Source organism: Streptomyces sp. NBC_01214 (assembly GCF_026340975.1).
Classification (GTDB): Bacteria; Actinomycetota; Actinomycetes; order Streptomycetales; family Streptomycetaceae; genus Streptomyces.
On the sequence record NZ_JAPEOS010000001.1, the window covers coordinates 2,510,977 to 2,527,360 of the forward strand.

Annotated in this window: 18 protein-coding genes and 1 riboswitch; of the genes, 10 read left to right on the forward strand and 8 right to left on the reverse strand. The window is 73.1% G+C overall.

Annotated features, from left to right (window positions below):
• Nucleotides 1-57 precede the first annotated feature (57 nt).
• From OG594_RS12020 to OG594_RS12035, 4 genes are all read right to left on the reverse strand, one after another.
• Nucleotides 58-1,626, reverse strand: coding sequence for a cobyric acid synthase (locus tag OG594_RS12020; RefSeq protein WP_266598016.1), 1,569 nt, complete (start codon nucleotides 1,624-1,626; stop codon nucleotides 58-60).
• On the reverse strand, nucleotides 1,623-2,585 hold the full coding sequence (locus tag OG594_RS12025) for a cobalamin biosynthesis protein (protein ID WP_266598018.1): 963 nt from the start codon (nucleotides 2,583-2,585) through the stop codon (nucleotides 1,623-1,625). The genes OG594_RS12020 and OG594_RS12025 overlap by 4 nt, the downstream gene beginning before the upstream one ends.
• Before the next feature lie 58 nt (nucleotides 2,586-2,643).
• A riboswitch (cobalamin riboswitch) is annotated at nucleotides 2,644-2,729 on the reverse strand.
• 158 nt (nucleotides 2,730-2,887) lie between these two features.
• Nucleotides 2,888-3,109 carry a hypothetical protein gene (locus tag OG594_RS12030; protein WP_266598020.1) on the reverse strand — a complete coding sequence of 74 codons (222 nt, stop codon included), beginning with the start codon at nucleotides 3,107-3,109 and terminating at the stop codon, nucleotides 2,888-2,890.
• 44 nt (nucleotides 3,110-3,153) lie between these two features.
• Nucleotides 3,154-4,437 carry an inorganic phosphate transporter gene (locus tag OG594_RS12035; protein WP_266598022.1) on the reverse strand — a complete coding sequence of 428 codons (1,284 nt, stop codon included), beginning with the start codon at nucleotides 4,435-4,437 and terminating at the stop codon, nucleotides 3,154-3,156.
• A gap of 321 nt (nucleotides 4,438-4,758) precedes the next feature.
• Between OG594_RS12035 and OG594_RS12040 the strand changes: the two genes are divergently transcribed.
• Nucleotides 4,759-5,889: an alpha/beta hydrolase gene (locus OG594_RS12040; RefSeq protein ID WP_266598024.1), complete on the forward strand. Its 1,131-nt coding sequence runs from the start codon at nucleotides 4,759-4,761 to the stop codon at nucleotides 5,887-5,889.
• 320 nt (nucleotides 5,890-6,209) lie between these two features.
• Nucleotides 6,210-7,541: a hypothetical protein gene (locus OG594_RS12045; RefSeq protein WP_266602840.1), complete on the forward strand. Its 1,332-nt coding sequence runs from the start codon at nucleotides 6,210-6,212 to the stop codon at nucleotides 7,539-7,541.
• A 58-nt stretch (nucleotides 7,542-7,599) separates the two neighbouring features.
• Here OG594_RS12045 and OG594_RS12050 read toward each other — a convergent pair whose 3' ends face one another.
• Together OG594_RS12050 and OG594_RS12055 are read right to left on the reverse strand one after the other, a co-directional pair.
• Entirely contained in the window at nucleotides 7,600-7,995 is a 396-nt protein-coding gene (locus tag OG594_RS12050; protein ID WP_030010786.1) for a VOC family protein, read from the reverse strand.
• Between the two features lie 63 nt (nucleotides 7,996-8,058).
• Nucleotides 8,059-8,952: a neutral zinc metallopeptidase gene (locus OG594_RS12055; protein ID WP_266598027.1), complete on the reverse strand. Its 894-nt coding sequence runs from the start codon at nucleotides 8,950-8,952 to the stop codon at nucleotides 8,059-8,061.
• 290 nt (nucleotides 8,953-9,242) lie between these two features.
• On the opposite strand from OG594_RS12055, the gene OG594_RS12060 reads away from it, so the two are divergent.
• The 8 genes from OG594_RS12060 to amaP all read left to right on the forward strand — a co-directional run bounded on the left by OG594_RS12060 (nucleotide 9,243) and on the right by amaP (nucleotide 14,623).
• Nucleotides 9,243-10,841 carry an ABC-F family ATP-binding cassette domain-containing protein gene (locus OG594_RS12060; RefSeq protein ID WP_030010788.1) on the forward strand — a complete coding sequence of 533 codons (1,599 nt, stop codon included), beginning with the start codon at nucleotides 9,243-9,245 and terminating at the stop codon, nucleotides 10,839-10,841.
• A gap of 364 nt (nucleotides 10,842-11,205) precedes the next feature.
• Nucleotides 11,206-11,427, forward strand: coding sequence for a helix-turn-helix domain-containing protein (locus tag OG594_RS12065; RefSeq protein ID WP_030010789.1), 222 nt, complete (start codon nucleotides 11,206-11,208; stop codon nucleotides 11,425-11,427).
• A gap of 158 nt (nucleotides 11,428-11,585) precedes the next feature.
• Nucleotides 11,586-12,365 (forward strand): enoyl-CoA hydratase/isomerase family protein, encoded by a 780-nt coding sequence (locus OG594_RS12070; RefSeq protein WP_266598030.1) that lies wholly within the window; start codon nucleotides 11,586-11,588, stop codon nucleotides 12,363-12,365.
• A 127-nt stretch (nucleotides 12,366-12,492) separates the two neighbouring features.
• On the forward strand, nucleotides 12,493-12,930 hold the full coding sequence (locus OG594_RS12075) for an Asp23/Gls24 family envelope stress response protein (RefSeq protein WP_266598032.1): 438 nt from the start codon (nucleotides 12,493-12,495) through the stop codon (nucleotides 12,928-12,930).
• 15 nt (nucleotides 12,931-12,945) lie between these two features.
• Nucleotides 12,946-13,131, forward strand: coding sequence for a hypothetical protein (locus OG594_RS12080; RefSeq protein ID WP_030010792.1), 186 nt, complete (start codon nucleotides 12,946-12,948; stop codon nucleotides 13,129-13,131).
• 7 nt (nucleotides 13,132-13,138) lie between these two features.
• Nucleotides 13,139-13,504, forward strand: coding sequence for a hypothetical protein (locus tag OG594_RS12085; protein WP_266598035.1), 366 nt, complete (start codon nucleotides 13,139-13,141; stop codon nucleotides 13,502-13,504).
• Nucleotides 13,501-14,061, forward strand: a complete 561-nt coding sequence (locus OG594_RS12090; protein ID WP_266598037.1) for a DUF6286 domain-containing protein — start codon at nucleotides 13,501-13,503, stop codon at nucleotides 14,059-14,061. Before OG594_RS12085 ends, OG594_RS12090 begins: the two co-directional genes overlap by 4 nt.
• A gap of 4 nt (nucleotides 14,062-14,065) precedes the next feature.
• The gene (gene amaP, locus OG594_RS12095; protein ID WP_266598039.1) at nucleotides 14,066-14,623 is read left to right on the forward strand and encodes an alkaline shock response membrane anchor protein AmaP; all 558 of its coding nucleotides are present in this window, start codon (nucleotides 14,066-14,068) and stop codon (nucleotides 14,621-14,623) included.
• A 37-nt stretch (nucleotides 14,624-14,660) separates the two neighbouring features.
• Here the strand turns inward: amaP and OG594_RS12100 are convergent, their stop codons facing one another.
• Entirely contained in the window at nucleotides 14,661-15,416 is a 756-nt protein-coding gene (locus OG594_RS12100) for an SDR family oxidoreductase (protein WP_266598041.1), read from the reverse strand.
• A 9-nt stretch (nucleotides 15,417-15,425) separates the two neighbouring features.
• A complete protein-coding gene (locus tag OG594_RS12105; protein WP_266598043.1) occupies nucleotides 15,426-16,217 on the reverse strand; it encodes an SURF1 family protein in 792 nt (263 codons plus the stop codon).
• Nucleotides 16,218-16,384 lie beyond the last annotated feature (167 nt).

The window sequence follows — 16,384 nt, forward strand, 5'->3', positions numbered from 1 at the left end:
CGGAGCCCGGTTTCGGGAAGGGGCGGGGCGGGGGACAGCCCCGCAGGGCCCGGCCCGTCACGGGGCGCCCGGTGGGAGGAACGGGAGGCCGGCCGGGGCGCCGTCCTCGATCAGCTTCAGCAGCGCACGCGTATCGGCGTGTTCTTCGATCAAGTCGCCGAGCAGGTCCAGCTGCTCTTCCCGCAGCGTGCCGAACGAGGTGTCCGGCGCGGGGACGAAGCGGCGGCCGGCGGCCGCGGCCACCTCCCGCAGGAAGGCCCGGCGGAAGCCGTCCGACTCCAGCGATCCGTGCCAGTGGGTGCCCCACACCGACCCGACCCGGCAGCCGTCCAGGAAGGCCTCGCCGCCCAGCACCTCGGCCACGCCGTGGTGGATCTCGTAGCCCGCGACCTCCTCGCCGAGAGCCGTCCCGGAAGGCCGCGCCAGGGTCTTCTCCCGCTCGAAGCGGACCCGCACGGGGAGCAGGCCGAGGCCGTCGACCTCGCCCGCCTTCGATTCGACCTCGTCCGAGATCCGCTCGCCCAGCGCCTGGAAGCCGCCGCAGATGCCCAGCACCGGCCGCCCCTCGGCGGCCCGCCGCAGTAGCGCGTCCGCGAGCCCGCGCTCGCGCAGCCACTGGAGGGCCTTCACCGTGCCCCGGGTGCCGGGTACGACGACCAGGTCCGCGTCGGCCAGTTCCTCGGCCCGGTCCACGAACCGCACCACGACCCCCGGCTCGGCCGCGAGCGCGTCGACGTCCGTGAAGTTCGACATCAGCGGCACCGCGCAGACGGCGACCCGCAGCACGTCCTCGCCCACCGGAGGCGCGACCACGGACTCGCGCACCGCCCCGCGCAGGGAGACCCGCAGGCCGTCCTCCTCGTCGATGCCCAGGCCGTGCTGGAACGGCAGCACCCCGTACGTGGCCCGGCCCGTCAGGCCGCGGAGCATCTCCATGCCCGGCTCCAGCAGCGACACGTCGCCGCGGAACTTGTTGACCACGTATCCCGCGATCAGGGACTGGTCCTCGGGGGAGAGCAGCGCCGTCGTCCCGAAGAAGGACGCGAAGACCCCGCCGCGGTCGATGTCCCCGACCACGACCACCGGGAACCGTGCGGCCCGCGCGATCCCCATGTTCACGATGTCGGTCCGGCGCAGGTTGATCTCGGCCGGACTTCCCGCCCCCTCGCAGATCACGGCGTCATACGTGCCCCGCAGCTGCTCCAAGCAGTCCGTGACGATGCCGAGCAGCTGCTCCTGGCGCCCGCCGTGCAGCGCCTTTCCGGGGGACGACCCCCCAGACTCCCCAGACCCCCCGAAGAACCCGCGGGCGCTCATCTCGCCCACCGGCTTGCCCAACAGCACCACCTGGCTGCTGCGGTCACTGCCCGGCTTGAGCAGCACCGGGTTCATCAGCGCGGTCGGCTCCACGCGGGCCGCCTGGGCCTGCATCGCCTGGGCGCGCCCGATCTCGGCGCCCTCCAGCGTGACGAAGGAGTTCAGCGACATGTTCTGCGCCTTGAAGGGCGCGACCTTCACGCCCTGTCGGGCCAGCCAGCGGCAGATGCCCGCCGTGACCACGCTCTTGCCCGCGTCCGACGTGGTGCCCGCGACCAGCAGACCGCCACCGCGCTTCGCGCCGCTCATCCGCGCCGCCCCCTCTGTGTCGTACGGGAGACCAGCAGCCGGGCGGCCACGCAGGCGCCCAGGGCCAGCCAGGTCACCTGCCGCGACAGCCGTACCGCCCGCTCGATGTCCGCGACCTCCACCGGTCGCCCCGCCCCGCCGTTCAGTACGGCCCGGTGCTCGACCCGGCCGCCGTAGGCGAGGGTCCCGCCCAGTCTGACGCCCAGCGCCCCGGCGAAGGAGGCCTCGACGGGTCCGGCGTTCGGGCTCGGGTGCGCGGCGGCGTCCGCGCGCCAGGCCCGTACAGCGCCCCGCCGGTCGGGGCCGGCCAGCACGGCGGCGACCGCCGTCAGCCGGGCTCCCGGCCAGCCGGCCAGGTCGTCGAGCCGGGCGGAGGCCCAGCCGTAGCGCAGGTAGCGGGGGGACTTGTGGCCGACCATCGCGTCCAGGGTGTTCACGGCGCGGAAGGCCAGCAGTCCGGGGACTCCGGCGACGGCGCCCCACACGAGGGCACCGACCACCGCGTCGGAGGTGTTCTCGGCGACGGACTCCACGACGGCGCGGGCCATCTGCTGCCCGTCCAGGGCCTGCGGGTCGCGTCCGCACAGGTGGGGCAGCCGCTCCCGGGCCACCTCGACGTCCCCGGCGGCGAGCGCGCAGCCGATGGCGCGGGCCTCGCGGCCCAGGGAGGTGCCGCCCACGACGGCCCAGGTGGCGGCGGCGGTCAGGGCGATACGGGCGGCCGCGGGCCGGGAGCGCACGGCGCGGGCGCCCAGCGCTCCGACGGCGGCCGCGCCCCCGGCGCACACCAGGGTGTGCAGGAGGCCCCGGCCGCGGTCGTCGCGCCACAGGGAGCGTTCGACGGCGGCGGCGGCCCGTCCGAAGGCGGCCACGGGGTGCCCTCGGCGCGGATCCCCGAGGATCCGGTCGCCGATCAGGCCCGCCGTGGCGCCGTACGCGAAGACGCGATCGGCACGCATGGTGGCAGGTATGTCCTCACTCAGGGTCCGCGCCCTGGTTCGACGTGTCCGGCGGCGAGAGTTCCTGGCTCCCGGGACGCACGCGCGGCGTGCGGTTCCGGTGACAGTGGCGGGACCGCGCCGGATTCGCACCGGACTTCCTCTCCATGCCGCCGTATTGGCTCCGGCAGTCCACCACGCACGTCGAAGGCCCGTCAACTCGCCGTTGACCTGCGGCGCGGCAGGGACGCGGGATGCGAAAAGCTCCCTCCGGGACAAACCCGGAGGGAGCCTTCACGCCCGGTCGGCCGCGGGGCGGCGGATCAGGCGACGATCAGGTAGATCCCGTAGCCCACGGCCGCCGTGATGACGGCGAAGCAGGCGTACGCGCCGCTGCGGGCGAGGGTGGCGGTGCCGCCCTGCTCGGTAGCGGTCTCGTGCTTGGACAGGCCCACCAGGCCCAGGGTGAAGAGGGCCACGAGGGCGACGGTGGCGAAGAGGCTGACCCCGAAGACGGAGCCGAGCGCTTCCCAGTCGATCTTCATACTGCCGCTTTCTGAATGGTCCGGGTCTCTGTGCTCTGTCTCGGTCAGACTGCGGCGGCCGGAGCCGCCGGAGCCTGCGTCGCGGCCGGGATGGTGGCCTTGAGGGCTTCGTCCGTGACCTCGGCGGTCGTCGCCGCGGCAGTGGTGCCGGCGGCGGCGACGGTCGGCGGGACGGTGACCGCGGCGATCGCCGTGGTGACGACACCCGGCTCCTCGGCGCGGGCCGGCTCCACCTCGTTGACGTTGTTGTGGTCGACGACCTGGCGGCGCGAGATGAGCCAGATGGCCAGGCAGGAGCCGATCAGGAAGACCGTGACCGCGGCGATGCCGACGTCACCGATGCGCATGACCAGCTCGGCACCGGCCGAGACCAGCGCGGCGGCCGGCAGGGTCAGGCCCCAGGCGACGAACATGCGGGTCGCGGTGGACCAGCGGACCACACCGCCCTTGCGGCCCAGGCCCGCACCCATGACCGCACCGGAGCACGAGTGGGTGGTGGAGAGCGAGAAGCCCAGGTTCGAGGAGGCGAGGATGACGGACGCGGCCGAGGTCTGGGCGGCGAAGCCCTGCTGCGGGTGCAGGTCGGTCAGGCCGCTGCCCATGGTGCGGATGATGCGCCAGCCGCCCAGGTAGGTGCCCATCGCGATGGCCAGACCGGCGGAGACGATGACCCAGACCGGCGGGTTCGCGTCGGGCGCGATCGCACCACCGGCGATGAGGGCCAGGGTGATGATGCCCATCGTCTTCTGCGCGTCGTTGGTGCCGTGCGCGAGGGAGACGAGACCGGCCGAGGCGATCTGGCCGGCGCGGTACCCCTTGGCGGAGGTCTTCTCGCCGACCTTGTTCCCCAGCTTGTACGTGACCTTGGCGGCCAGGTAAGCGGCGATGCCGGCCACCAGCGGGGCGGCGATCGCGGGAATGAGGACCTTGGTGATGACGACGCTGCCGTTGACCGCGCCGATGCCGGCGGAGGCGACCGCGGCACCGATGAGGCCACCCATCAGGGCGTGCGAGGAGCTGGAGGGAAGGCCGACCAGCCAGGTGACGAGGTTCCAGAGGATCGCTCCGACCAGGGCGGCGAAGATCACCTCTGGCTGGATGCCCTCCTCGTTGACGAGCCCCTTGGAGATCGTCTTGGCGACCTCCACGGACATGAACGCGCCGACGAGGTTGAGCACGGCGGACATGGCCACCGCCGTCTTGGGCTTGAGGGCGCCGGTCGAGATGGTGGTGGCCATCGCGTTGGCTGTGTCGTGGAAACCGTTCGTGAAGTCGAACACGAGAGCGGTAATGATCACGATCCCGAGGAGAAGCGTTATGTGCTCCATTTACCCAGGCTTCTGTTTGACGTCAGTGGCTCGGCGACCGTAGGCAACCTGGGTGAACGGAAGATGAACTGACTTGGGCGGAGCGGTGTACTGGCCCGGGGTGTGATCGGGTCATTCGTCCTGATTCTTACGGTGATAGCACCATTAATGCACGTCAAAGCCGGGTGAATGAACCCCTCCGCAGGGGGTTCGCCGTGCACGCGATCCCACCCCCCGGCCCGCGAATGAGACCTAGATCACTTGCGCTGCGCCCGTCCTGTGCCCGTCGCGGAGGGATCCGCTCCGGTGGCCCGCCCGAGACCCCGACCCGACACTGGAGCAGTGCGTACCGCGACAGCGACGGCTGCGGCCGTCACGACGACCCTCCTCGGTGCCGGCGCGGCCGCCGTCGCCGTCGCCCGGCACGCCGCCGACGCGGCCCTGCGGCCCGAACCGGGCCGCCCGCTTCCCGGCGGGCCGAAGCTCAGCGTCCACTCCACCGCCGACGGCCGGATCACGCTGACCCGCTCGCTCGCCTCCCTGCGGCCCGGCACGTACGGCCTGGTCGCACCCGGCGTGCACGCCGTCGTCGGGCCCGTGCTCCCGGACGCCGACCCCGGCCCGGACGCCGTCGTGCGGCAGCTCGTCTCCGTCACCCACGGCACCCTCGACCCCGGCACCCGGGTCTCCCTCACCCCCCAGGTGTACGTCGGCAACCCGCGCACCGCCCTCGGGCTCGACCACGCCGACGTGGACGTCCCCGGGGAGCTCGGTGCGCTGCCCGCCTGGTTCGTGCCCGCCGCCCGGGACACCTGGGTGATCGCCGTGCACGGGCTCGGCAGCAGCCGGGAGCACCCGATGGTGGTCATGCCCTTCCTGAACCGCCACCAGCTGCCCGTCCTGGACCTCGGCTACCGGGGCGACCTGGGCGCCCCCGCCTCCCCGGACGGCCTCGGCCACCTCGGTGAATCGGAATGGCGCGACCTGGACGCCGCCATCCGCTACGCCCTGCGCTACGGAGCCCGCCGCCTGGTCCTGTACGGCTGGTCCATCGGCGCCACCATGGCCCTGCACGCCTACGAGCGCTCGCCGCTCGCCCACCGGATCTCCGGGCTGGTCCTGGACTCCCCGGTACTCGACTGGCACGCCACCCTGCGCGGGCTCGCCGCGGCGCGCGGCGTCCCGGGCGTGGTGCTGCCGCTGGCCGTTCGGGCCGCCGAAGGCCTCACGGGCCTGCGCGCCGATCGCCGGCCCGCCGGGTCCGACCCCGGCGCGCTGCGCGTCCCCGTCCTGGTCTTCCACGGCCCGGACGACGCGCTCGCCCCCTGGGGGCCCTCGCGCAGGCTCGCCGCCGCCCGCCCCGACCTCTTCACGCTGCACACCGTGAGCGGGGCCGGGCACGGCGCGATGTGGAACGCCGACCCGGCCGGCTATGAGGAAGCCCTGCGCCGCTTCCTCACCCCCCTCATGTGAGGGCCCGTGCGCCACGGGCCGCGCGGAGGGCTGCACGAAGAGCCGTGCGGAGGGCCGTGTGACGTGCCGGGCGGAGGGCCGTGTGCAGGGCCGTGTACAGGGCGGTCGTGTGAAGGGCCTGTGACGGACAGGGCCCCACGGGCGGCTTGTCCCGGTCTGCACTGCGGGTGAACGGCGGCAACGAACGATTCCGTTTGGGCTTTCGGCCAGTGACGGGCGAGACTGCTTCCGTGACGTCCCGAAAGCCTGATGAGCAGTTGGCTCGCGACTCCAGACTCCGACTCGTCTCGCCGCGTTCCGTCGCCGCGGCCCGCAAGGCGGTGACCGACCGACGCACCCGGCCCGCGCCCAGGCCCCCGGCGGGTACGCCCGCCACGGCCGACCTCGCGAACCGGGCCCGGGCCTCGCTCGCCGACGCCGTACGCCTGACCCGCTGGGCCGAGCGCAACCTCGGCGCCGGAGACGGCGGCCGGCCCGCCCCCACGGGCGCCCTGCCCGCGGCCGACGTCGAACGCGCCGCCGTGGAACTGGGCCTGACGCACGGCCAGATCCAGGTCGGCTGGGACCGCGCCCGGCTCGCCGGACTGGTCGAGGTGCACGGCGGCCACGCCCGGCCCGGCTGGCGGCTGCGCGCCTGGGACCGCGACGACACCGCCGTACTGCGCGGCTGGGTCGCCCTCTTCGACGCCTGGTCGCTGGTCCATCCCGCACCCGCCGACATCGCCCCCTCGGCCGTCGCCGAGGTCGTCGAGGCGATGCCCCAACTCCTCTCCCTGCTCCAGCTGTCCGCCGGCCCGGTGACCGTCCCGGACCTGCTCGATCTGCTCGGGCAGCGCGTCACCGAACTGCGCGACGAACGGTGCGAGATCCCGTACGAGGCCGAGCCCGCGGTGGCGCTGACGTCCGCCGGCTCCACCGAGACCCGCCCCGTCCCGCTCGCCCGGCTGCTGCGCTGGGCACTCGGCGGCCTCGCCGCCGTGGACGCAGTCACCCTCGGCCCCGCCCGGGCCACGCTCACCCCGCTCGGCAGCTGGGCCGTCTGGGTCAAGCTGGAACAGATCTGCGTCGCGGCGCAGAGCCCCGCCGGGAACATCGAGCAGTCCGCCGCAGCCATGCTGCACGGCTGCGCGCGGCTCACCCCCGGTCCCGCCCGCGCCGAGTACCAGGCCTGGCTCGCCGCCCGGCCCGTCGGCCACGCCGTGACCGAGCTGCTGCAGGCCGCCCGGGGCGAGGACGCCCTGCTGCGCGGCCTCGCCTTCGAGGCGCTGCGCGTGGTCGGCGCCCCGGCCGAGCCCGAGGTGCGCGCCACCGCGCGCGAGCCCGCCCTGCGCCCCTACGCCCTGCTCTGGCTCGCCGAGCACGACGGGATCGACCCCGACGAGGCGCAGGACGTCCTCACCGCCGAGGAGTCGACCTGGCTCTGGGTGGACACCGCCGCCGCCATCGCCGACCACGGCGAGGCCGAGCTGCTGGCCCGCCACCTCGACTCCGCCGTCCGGACCACCGTTCCCCGGCTGCTGGACGAGGTCCGTGCGGTCGGCCATCCGCGCACGGTGCAGGTGCTGGTCGCGCTCGCCGCGGCGCACCCCGACCCGACGCTGGCCAAGGCGGTCCGCCGGGCCGCCTTCCAGGTCCACACCGGCGGCGAGTGACCCCGTAGCGGAGTGGCTCCGTAGGAGAACGCGGGCTGGGGCGGGCGTGTCGGCGGGGTCAGACCTGCGGCGCGTACGTCCCGAAGCTCCAGACGTTGCCCTCGGCGTCGCGTGCCATGTAGTCGCGGGAGCCGTAGTCCTGGTCGGTGGGCTCCATCACGATCTCCGCGCCGTGCTCCACCGCCCGCCGGTGGTGGGCGTCCACGTCGTCGACCACGACGTAGACCCCCGAGGGGCCGGCGCCCTCCATGGCCTTGTCGAAGACCCCGCCCTTGCCCGAACTGCCCAGCATCACCATGCCGTTGCCGTACGCCAGCTCGGCGTGCGTCACCGAGCCGTCCTCACCCTCGTAGACGGCGACCTGGCTGAAGCCGAAGGCCTCGGTCAGCAGCCTGATGGCCGCCTTCGCGTCGCGGTAGACCAGCGTGGGACAGATGGACGGAACGCCTGCCATGACGATCACTCCCTCTCGTGACGGTGACCCGCGTCACACCAGCATGGCAGGCGTCACCGACAGTCAGCGGAAGGTGTTGCACTGGGCCATGTCGCCGGTCCGGTAGCCCTGGTAGAACCACTGCTGCCGCTGCTGGGCCGAGCCGTGGGTCCAGGACTCCGGGGACACCCGGCCCTGGAACTTCTCCTGGATCCGGTCGTCGCCGACCGCGGCCGCCGCGTCCAGCCCGTCCTTGATGTCCGCCTCGGTCAGGATCTTGATCAGCGGCCGCCCGGTGGAGGCGTCCGCGACGTTCGTCGCGTTGTGCGCCCACACCCCGGCGTAGCAGTCGGCCTGCAGCTCGACCTTGACCGCGTTGCTGTTCGGCCCCTGCCGTCCGTCCTGGGCCCGCTGGAGGGTTCCGGTCAGGTTCTGGACGTGGTGCCCGTACTCGTGGGCGACGACGTAGGCCTGGGCGAAGGGGCCGCCGGTCGCGCCGAACTTCGTCCGCAGTTCGTCGAAGAAGCCCAGGTCCAGATAGACCTTCCGGTCCGCAGGGCAGTAGAAGGGGCCCACCGCCGAGCTGGCGGTCCCGCACGCGGTGTTCACCCGGTCCTCGAAGAACACGGTCGTCGCCGGGCTGTACTGGCCGCCGCGCCCGGCGAACTCCTGCTTCCAGAAGGCCTGGGTGCTGCGGGTGACCGCCAGCAGCCGGCAGTCCTCCCGCGTGTTCGCGTCCCGCCCGGACTTACAGGCCTGCTGCACCTCGGTGAGCGACGAGGAGGCCGGCGCCGGCTCCTGCTCCCCGGTGGAGAGCCCCAGCTGCTCCGGCCCCACCCCGAACAGCAGGCCGATGACCAGCGCGATGAGACCGACGATGCCGCCGCCGACGGTGGCCTTCCCGCCCGGGATGCGGCCGCCGCCGCGCCTGTCCTCGACTTCGGAGCCGTCGAGCCTGGCGTCGTCGTCGAACTGCATCCCGCACCGCCCTCCATGCGTCGAACAGGTGCGGTCGCGTCTCCGCCCATGCGGCGAGTATCAACCCAATCGTCCTGATCTGCGCCTCGGCCGCCCCGTGGGGCCACAGGGCCGGACGGGGGGCACGGGGGAGCGGATCCCGCAGGCCGGACGGCCGGGCCCGCGCCCGGAAACCAGTTGCACACCCCCGGTAGAATGTCTCTCATGGCAAATCTCCTCGCGGATTAGCGGCGTCGAAGCTTCGCGTCCTGCCCCCCTTCCGCCGTCCCGACCCGCCCTGGAGTATTTCCGTGATCACCGCCACCGGCATCGAGCTGCGCGCCGGCGCCCGCGTCCTTATCGAGTCCGCCTCCTTCCGCGTCGCCAAGGGCGACCGCATCGGCCTGGTCGGCCGCAACGGAGCGGGCAAGACCACCCTCACCAAGTGCCTCGCGGGCGAGGGCCAGCCCGCCGCCGGCTCCATCGCCCGCTCGGGCGAGGTCGGCTACCTCCCGCAGGACCCGCGCACCGGCGACCTCGACGTACTGGCCCGCGACCGGATCCTGTCCGCACGCGGCCTCGACGTGCTGATCAAGAAGATGCGCGCCAACGAGGAGCGCATCGCCACCGGCACCGGCGGCACCCGCGACAAGGCGATGAAGCAGTACGAGCGCCAGGAGACGGAGTTCCTGACCAAGGGCGGGTACGCCGCCGAGGCGGAAGCCGCGACCATCTCGGCCGCCCTGGGCCTGCCCGACCGGGTGCTCGGCCAGCCGCTGCACACCCTCTCCGGTGGCCAGCGCCGCCGCGTCGAGCTGGCCCGAATCCTCTTCTCGGACGCCGACACCCTGCTCCTCGACGAGCCCACCAACCACCTCGACGCCGACTCCATCGTCTGGCTGCGCGACTACCTGAAGACCTACCGCGGTGGCTTCATCGTCATCTCCCACGACGTCGACCTCGTCGAGACCGTCGTCAACAAGGTCTTCTACCTGGACGCCAACCGCTCCCAGATCGACGTCTACAACATGGGCTGGAAGCTCTACCAGCAGCAGCGCGAGGCCGACGAGAAGCGCCGCAAGCGCGAGCGCCAGAACGCCGAGAAGAAGGCCGCGGCCCTGAACTCGCAGGCCGACAAGATGCGCGCCAAGGCCACCAAGACCGTCGCCGCGCAGAACATGGCCAAGCGCGCCGACCGGCTGCTCGCAGGCCTGGAGGCCGTCCGCGTCAACGACAAGGTCGCCAAGCTCCGCTTCCCGGACCCGGCGCCCTGCGGCAAGACCCCGCTGACGGCCGAGGGCCTCTCGAAGTCGTACGGCTCCCTGGAGATCTTCACCGACGTCGACCTGGCCATCGACAAGGGCTCCCGCGTCGTCATCCTCGGCCTCAACGGCGCCGGCAAGACCACCCTGCTGCGCCTGCTCTCCGGTACCGAGAAGCCGGACACCGGCACGGTCGTCCCCGGCCACGGCCTCAAGCTCGGCTACTACGCCCAGGAGCACGAGACCCTGGACCCGGAGCGCACGGTCCTGGAGAACATGCGCTCCTCGGCCCCCGACCTGGACCTGGTCGCGGTGCGCAAGACCCTCGGCTCCTTCCTCTTCTCCGGGGACGACGTGGACAAGCCCGCCGGGGTGCTCTCCGGTGGCGAGAAGACCCGGCTGGCCCTGGCCACGCTGGTCGTCTCCTCGGCGAACGTGCTGCTCCTCGACGAGCCCACGAACAACCTCGACCCGGCCAGCCGCGAGGAGATCCTGGGCGCGCTGCGCACGTACAAGGGCGCGGTCATCCTCGTCACGCACGACGAGGGCGCCGTCGAGGCGCTGGAGCCGGAGCGGATCATCCTGCTCCCGGACGGCGTCGAGGACCTGTGGGGACCGGACTACCGGGACCTGGTGGCCCTCGCCTGATCGGGTTCCGGTTCCGGTTCCGCTTCTGATCCAATTCCTTATGGATCATTCGGCTCACGGGTGATCCATCATCTGAGTGAGACGGTCTCGTACCGTTGCGCGTCGTGACACGGCCCCGGTCGCACCCCCCAAGGTGTGCGACCGGGGCCGTTCGTTTTCCGCTTCCGCGCCCCTGACCTGGCGATTCCCGGCGGGGGCGGCGGGGTGTGACGGAAGTCATGCAGCGGAAGAGGAGATTCCGTTCTGCTCGTGTGTCCACCGGTCGGGAAATGCCGTCGTACCGACCTTGCTGAATGGGTGGCCAGGAAGCGTGGGAGGGGTGATCATGAGAAGTCCAGAGCGCACTTCCCACGAGGAGGCACGGGTGGCCGAGACTCTGAAGAAGGGCAGCCGGGTAACCGGCGCCGCGCGCGACAAGCTCGCGGCAGACCTGAAGAAGAAGTACGACTCCGGTGCGAGTATCCGGGCGCTGGCCGAAGAGACCGGCCGGTCCTACGGATTCGTCCATCGGATGCTCAGTGAGTCCGGGGTGTCGCTGCGTGGTCGCGGAGGCGCGACGCGCGGCAAGAAGGCCGCTACGGCCTGACCCCGGTCCCATCGGTTCCAACGCTCCAACGGCTTCAAGGTCCATCATGATCCGACGGTTCCTTCGGTGACCCCCGGTCGGCTTCCGGTCGGCCGGGTGGTTACTGTGCAGTCACTTAGGCCGAGCTTGCGGCCGACTGCACACCGGAGGCACGAGAGATGGCTCTGCTCGACAAGGACGGCGTACGACTTACCGTCGACGACACGGTCGCCACGGTGACACTGACCAATCCGGCCAAGCGAAATGCCCAATCCCCCGCGCTCTGGCGGGCTTTGGCCGAGGCCGGGAGGCTGTTGCCGGGCACCGTCCGGATCGTCGTGCTGCGCGGTGAGGGCCGGTCCTTCTCCGCAGGGCTCGACCGGCAGGCGTTCACCCCCGAAGGTTTCGAGGGCGAGCCGTCCTTCCTCGATCTGGCGCGCGGTTCGGACGAACTGCTCGACTCCACGATCGCCGAGTACCAGGAGGCATTCACCTGGTGGAGGCGTAACGACATCATTTCCGTCGCCGCCGTGCAGGGGCACGCGATCGGCGCCGGCTTCCAGCTCGCACTCGCGTGCGACCTGCGCGTGGTCGCGGACGACGTGCAGTTCGCCATGCGCGAGACCAGCCTGGGCCTGGTCCCCGACCTGGCCGGTACCCAGCCCCTGACCTCCCTGGTCGGCTACGCCCGCGCGCTGGAGATCTGCGCGACGGGCCGCTTCGTGCACGCCGAGGAGGCGGAGCGGGTCGGCCTCGCCAACCTCGTCGTCCCCGCGGACGAGCTCGACGCCGCCGTCCAGGACCTCACCACGGCCCTGCTCGCCCCGCCGCGGGACGCCGTGATCGAGACGAAGACACTGCTGCGCTCCGCCCAGGCCCGCCCCTACGACGAGCAGCGCGCCGCCGAGCGTGCGGCCCAGGCCCGCCGCCTGCGCGACCTGGCCGGTCTCTCCGACTGAGGGCCGCCGCGACACCGGAGCCCCGGGGAAAGCCGGCCAGCCGACCGGCGTACTCCCGGGGCGCCCGCGCGTCCGGGCGCCTAACGTGGTGCGGAGTGAGTCCGTCACGCACGCGAAGGGACACGCGATGACCGAATCCGCAGCAGTGGGCTCCGGCAAGGGCAAGGAACCCGGAGACCGGGGACGCACGAGCATCGCCGACGGCGTGGTCGAGAAGATCGCCGGGCTGGCCGCCCGCGAGGTGGTCGGCGTGCACGCCATGGGCAGCGGCAGCGGCCTCTCCCGCACCTTCGGCGCCGTCCGCGACCGGGTGCCCGGTGGCGGCAAGGCCTCCGTCAGCCGCGGGGTCAAGGCAGAGGTCGGCGAGACCCAGACGGCCCTCGACCTGGAGATCGTCGTGGACTACGGCGTCTCGATCCGCGACGTGGCACGGGCGGTCCGGGAGAACGTCATCTCGGCGGTCGAACGGATGACCGGCCTGGAGGTCGTCGAGGTCAACATCGCGGTGAGCGACGTCAAGTTGCCCGATGAGCCCGACGAGGAGCCGGAATCCCGTCTCCAGTAGCCGAGAGGAGTCCGCATGAGCATGGCGATCGCCGGACTGTTCGCCGGCATGGCCCTGGCGTTCGCCGGCTATTTCGGCGGTTTCGGGGCCTTCCTGCTGGTGGCCGCCCTCGGCGCCATCGGTTTCGTCGCCGGTCGGTTCCTCGACGGGGACCTGGAACCGGGTGACCTGTTCCGCCGCCGTGACGACCGGCGCGGGTGAGGCGCCGATGAGCAGCCCGCCGCGCTCCGCCCCGCCCCGGGTGGCCGCCGCCGAGCGCGGTTCCACCCGCATCGCCGACCGGGTCGTCGCGAAGATCGCGGCCCAGGCCGCCCGGGAGGCGCTCGCCACGCCCCCGGGCACGCCCCCGCACGCCACCGTCACCGTGCACCACGACATCGCCCGGGTCCGGGTCAGCCTGGAGCTGGACTACCCGTCCGACCTGGCCGCCCAGTGCGCGGCCGTACGCCGTCAGGTGGCCCTCCGGGTCGAGGAGTGCGCGTCGATGTCGGTGCCCGAGGTGGACATCGACATCGAACACCTGCACTCCGGCCACTCCCGGACCGCCTCCGGGCGGGACCGGCGGCTGCGGTGACGGCCAACGGCTCCGGCTCCGGCCGGGCCCGCCGGTTCCGCTCCGCCCGGCGGGTGCCCGCCGCGCTCACCGCCCTGGTCGTGCTCGGGGTGGCGGCCCTGTTCCTGTACGACCTGGCCGCCGTACGGGCCGACCGGCCCGGGATGAGCTGGCGCCGCGACCTCGCCGACCAGCTGGCGACGCACACCCCCGCGGACCTGGAGGTGCAGCTGATCGCAGGGGCCCTGGTCCTGGTCGGGCTGGTGCTCCTGGTGCTGGCACTGACCCCCGGCCTGCGCGGGATCCTGCCGATGCGCACCCCGGACCAGCGGCCGGGCGTCCGGGCCGGGCTCGGCCGCAAGGCCGCCGCGCAGATCCTGCGGGACCGGGCCATGGAGGTGTCCGGAGTGCGGTCCGTCCGGGTCAAGGTGCGCCGGTCCCACGTCGGGGTGCGGGCCACCTCGCACTTCCGCGAACTGGACGACGTACGGGCCGACCTCGACGCGGTGCTCGCCGTCGGCATCGAGGAACTGGGCCTCGCGCGCCCGCCGCAGCCGCGCGTACGGGTCAGGAGGTGAAGCCATGCTCCCAACGGTGAACCGGATCCTGCTGGCGGTGGTCGGAGCGGTCCTGGTGGCGGCCGGCACCGTGGTGCTGACGGGCTGGTGGCCGCTGCACGGCCGGCAGGCTCCGCTGCTGAGCGAGCAGACCAGGAACCGGTACTGGCACGCCGACGGCTGGTGGTGGTGGGTGGTGCTCGCCGCCCTCGCGGTGGGCGTCCTGCTCGCGCTGTGGTGGCTGTTGTGCCAGCTCAGGCGCCCGCGACTACAGGCGGTGGTGGTGGACACCGGGGACGGGGCCTTCGCCATGCTGCGCGGGCGCGCGCTGGAGGAGGCGGTGGCCGCGGAGGCCGGCGCCCTGGAAGGGGTTGCCGGCTGCCGGGTCGCCCTGCGCGGGCGGCGCGGGTCGCCCGCGCTGCGGGTCGCGCTGGAACTGGAACCCCACGCGGTCCCCGCCGACGCCCTGGCCGCCGTGGCCGGCCCGGTCCTGACCCACGCCCGGACCTCGGCGGGCCTCCCGGAACTCCCCGCGGAAGCCCGCCTCAAGGTCACGTCCCACCGGGCCCAGCGCGTGACGTAGCGGACGTCCTGCCGATCGCGGCGGGGCTCGCCGCGGGTCAGAAGCCGTGCCGGGAGCCGCCGTCGACCGGGAGCATGACACCCGTCAGGTACGACGCCGCCGGGGAGAGGAGGAAGGCCGCCGTGCGGCCGAACTCCTCCGGGGCGCCGTACCGGCGCAGTGGGATGCGGGACTCGTGCCCGGCCCGCGCGGCCTCCGCGTCACCGGACAGCGCATCGAGCTCGCGCACGCGGTCGGTGTCGATGCGGGCCGGAAGCAGGCCGACCACCCGGATCCCGCGCGGGCCGAGCTCCAGCGAGAGGGACTTCGCGAAGCCGGCGAGGCCGGGGCGCAGGCCGTTGGAGATGGTCAGGCCGGGGATCGGCTCGTGGACCGAGCCCGACAGGACGAAGCCGATGACCCCGCCCTCGCCCAGTTCGGCGGCGGCCGCCCGGGCGAGGCGGACCGCGCCCAGGAAGACCGACTCGAAGGCCGCCGCCCACTGCGCGTCGGTGTTGTCCGCCGCGAAGCCCGGCGCCGGGCCGCCCACGCTGATGAGGATGCCGTCGAGGCGGCCGAAGCGCTCCCGCGCGGTGGCGACGAGCCGCGCGGCCGCCTCCGGGTCGGAGTTGTCGGCCGCCGCACCGGCCGCGTTCGGCCCGAGCCCGGCGGCGGCGTCGGCCGCCCGCTTCTCGTCCCGGCCCGTCAGGAGCACCTTCGCGCCGTCGGCGACCAGTTCCCGGGCCGAGGCGAGGCCCAGGCCGCGCGTGGCCCCGGTGACGATGTAGACACGGTCTTTCAGTCCAAGATCCATGCCGACACGCTACGCCGTCGCCGGCTCCTGCCGGGAGGCTTCCGCCCGGGCGGCCTCTTCCTCGCGCTCGCGCTTCTCCCGCCGTACGAGGACCACCCAGCCCACCGGAACCGCGCCGGTGAACAGCCACCACTGGACGGCGTACGCCATGTGGGGGCCGATCGAGTCGTGGTCGGGGTCGGGGATGGTCTCCGGGGTGCCGTCCGCCGGGGCGGGACCGGTGAGCTCCAGGTATCCGCCGAGGACCGTCCGGCCCAGGTACTCCGCCTGCTGCGCGCTGTTGATCAGCATCACCTGGCGGTCCGGCAGGCCCTTGCGGTCCTTGATGCCGCTCCCGCCGCTGGTCTCGTCGGCCTTCAGCCGGCCGGTGACCGTGACCTCGCTCGTGGGCGCGGCCGGCACCGGCGGGTACGCGCGCGGGTCGTCGCCGCCCGGCACCCAGCCCCGGTTGACCAGGACCACCCGGCCGTCGGAGAGGACCAGCGGGGTCAGGACGTGGAAGCCGACCTTGTCGTCGCTGTCGGTGCGCATCCGGACGACGACCTCGTGCGCGGAGTCGTACGTACCGGTCGCGGTGACGCTGCGCCAGAAGTCCGCGCGGGGGACCCGGTGTCCGGGGGAGGTGAGCTCGGTCACGGGGACCGGCTCCGCCCGCAGGTTCGCCTCGATCAGCTGGTTCTGCGTGACCCGGTGCTCGTGGCGGTGGTACTGCCAGAAGCCCAGCTTGATCATCGCGGGGATGAGGGCGAGGGCCATCAGGGTGAGGAACACCCACTGCCGGGTCAGCACAAAGCGGTACACGCCCACGACGGTACCCGCAGCGCGGAGGACCCCGGCGGCCGGGTGGCCGTCCGGGGTCATGGCGTACGGAACGGGGTGTCGGGACGGGGCGTCGCGACGGGCGGTCGGGACGGGCGGTCGGGACGGGGCGTCGGGACGGGGTTGTCGGGACGGGGTTGTCGGGACGG

Coding starts and splice junctions, on each gene's coding strand:
- OG594_RS12035 (WP_266598022.1), bottom strand. CDS start 4,437: ATGGAGCACATAACGCTTCTCCTCGGGATCGTGATCATTACCGCTCTC.
- OG594_RS12025 (WP_266598018.1), bottom strand. CDS start 2,585: ATGCGTGCCGATCGCGTCTTCGCGTACGGCGCCACGGCGGGCCTGATC.
- amaP (WP_266598039.1), top strand. CDS start 14,066: ATGCTCCCAACGGTGAACCGGATCCTGCTGGCGGTGGTCGGAGCGGTC.
- OG594_RS12075 (WP_266598032.1), top strand. CDS start 12,493: ATGACCGAATCCGCAGCAGTGGGCTCCGGCAAGGGCAAGGAACCCGGA.
- OG594_RS12030 (WP_266598020.1), bottom strand. CDS start 3,109: ATGAAGATCGACTGGGAAGCGCTCGGCTCCGTCTTCGGGGTCAGCCTC.
- OG594_RS12050 (WP_030010786.1), bottom strand. CDS start 7,995: ATGGCAGGCGTTCCGTCCATCTGTCCCACGCTGGTCTACCGCGACGCG.
- OG594_RS12055 (WP_266598027.1), bottom strand. CDS start 8,952: ATGCAGTTCGACGACGACGCCAGGCTCGACGGCTCCGAAGTCGAGGAC.
- OG594_RS12080 (WP_030010792.1), top strand. CDS start 12,946: ATGAGCATGGCGATCGCCGGACTGTTCGCCGGCATGGCCCTGGCGTTC.
- OG594_RS12100 (WP_266598041.1), bottom strand. CDS start 15,416: ATGGATCTTGGACTGAAAGACCGTGTCTACATCGTCACCGGGGCCACG.
- OG594_RS12020 (WP_266598016.1), bottom strand. CDS start 1,626: ATGAGCGGCGCGAAGCGCGGTGGCGGTCTGCTGGTCGCGGGCACCACG.
- OG594_RS12070 (WP_266598030.1), top strand. CDS start 11,586: ATGGCTCTGCTCGACAAGGACGGCGTACGACTTACCGTCGACGACACG.
- OG594_RS12085 (WP_266598035.1), top strand. CDS start 13,139: ATGAGCAGCCCGCCGCGCTCCGCCCCGCCCCGGGTGGCCGCCGCCGAG.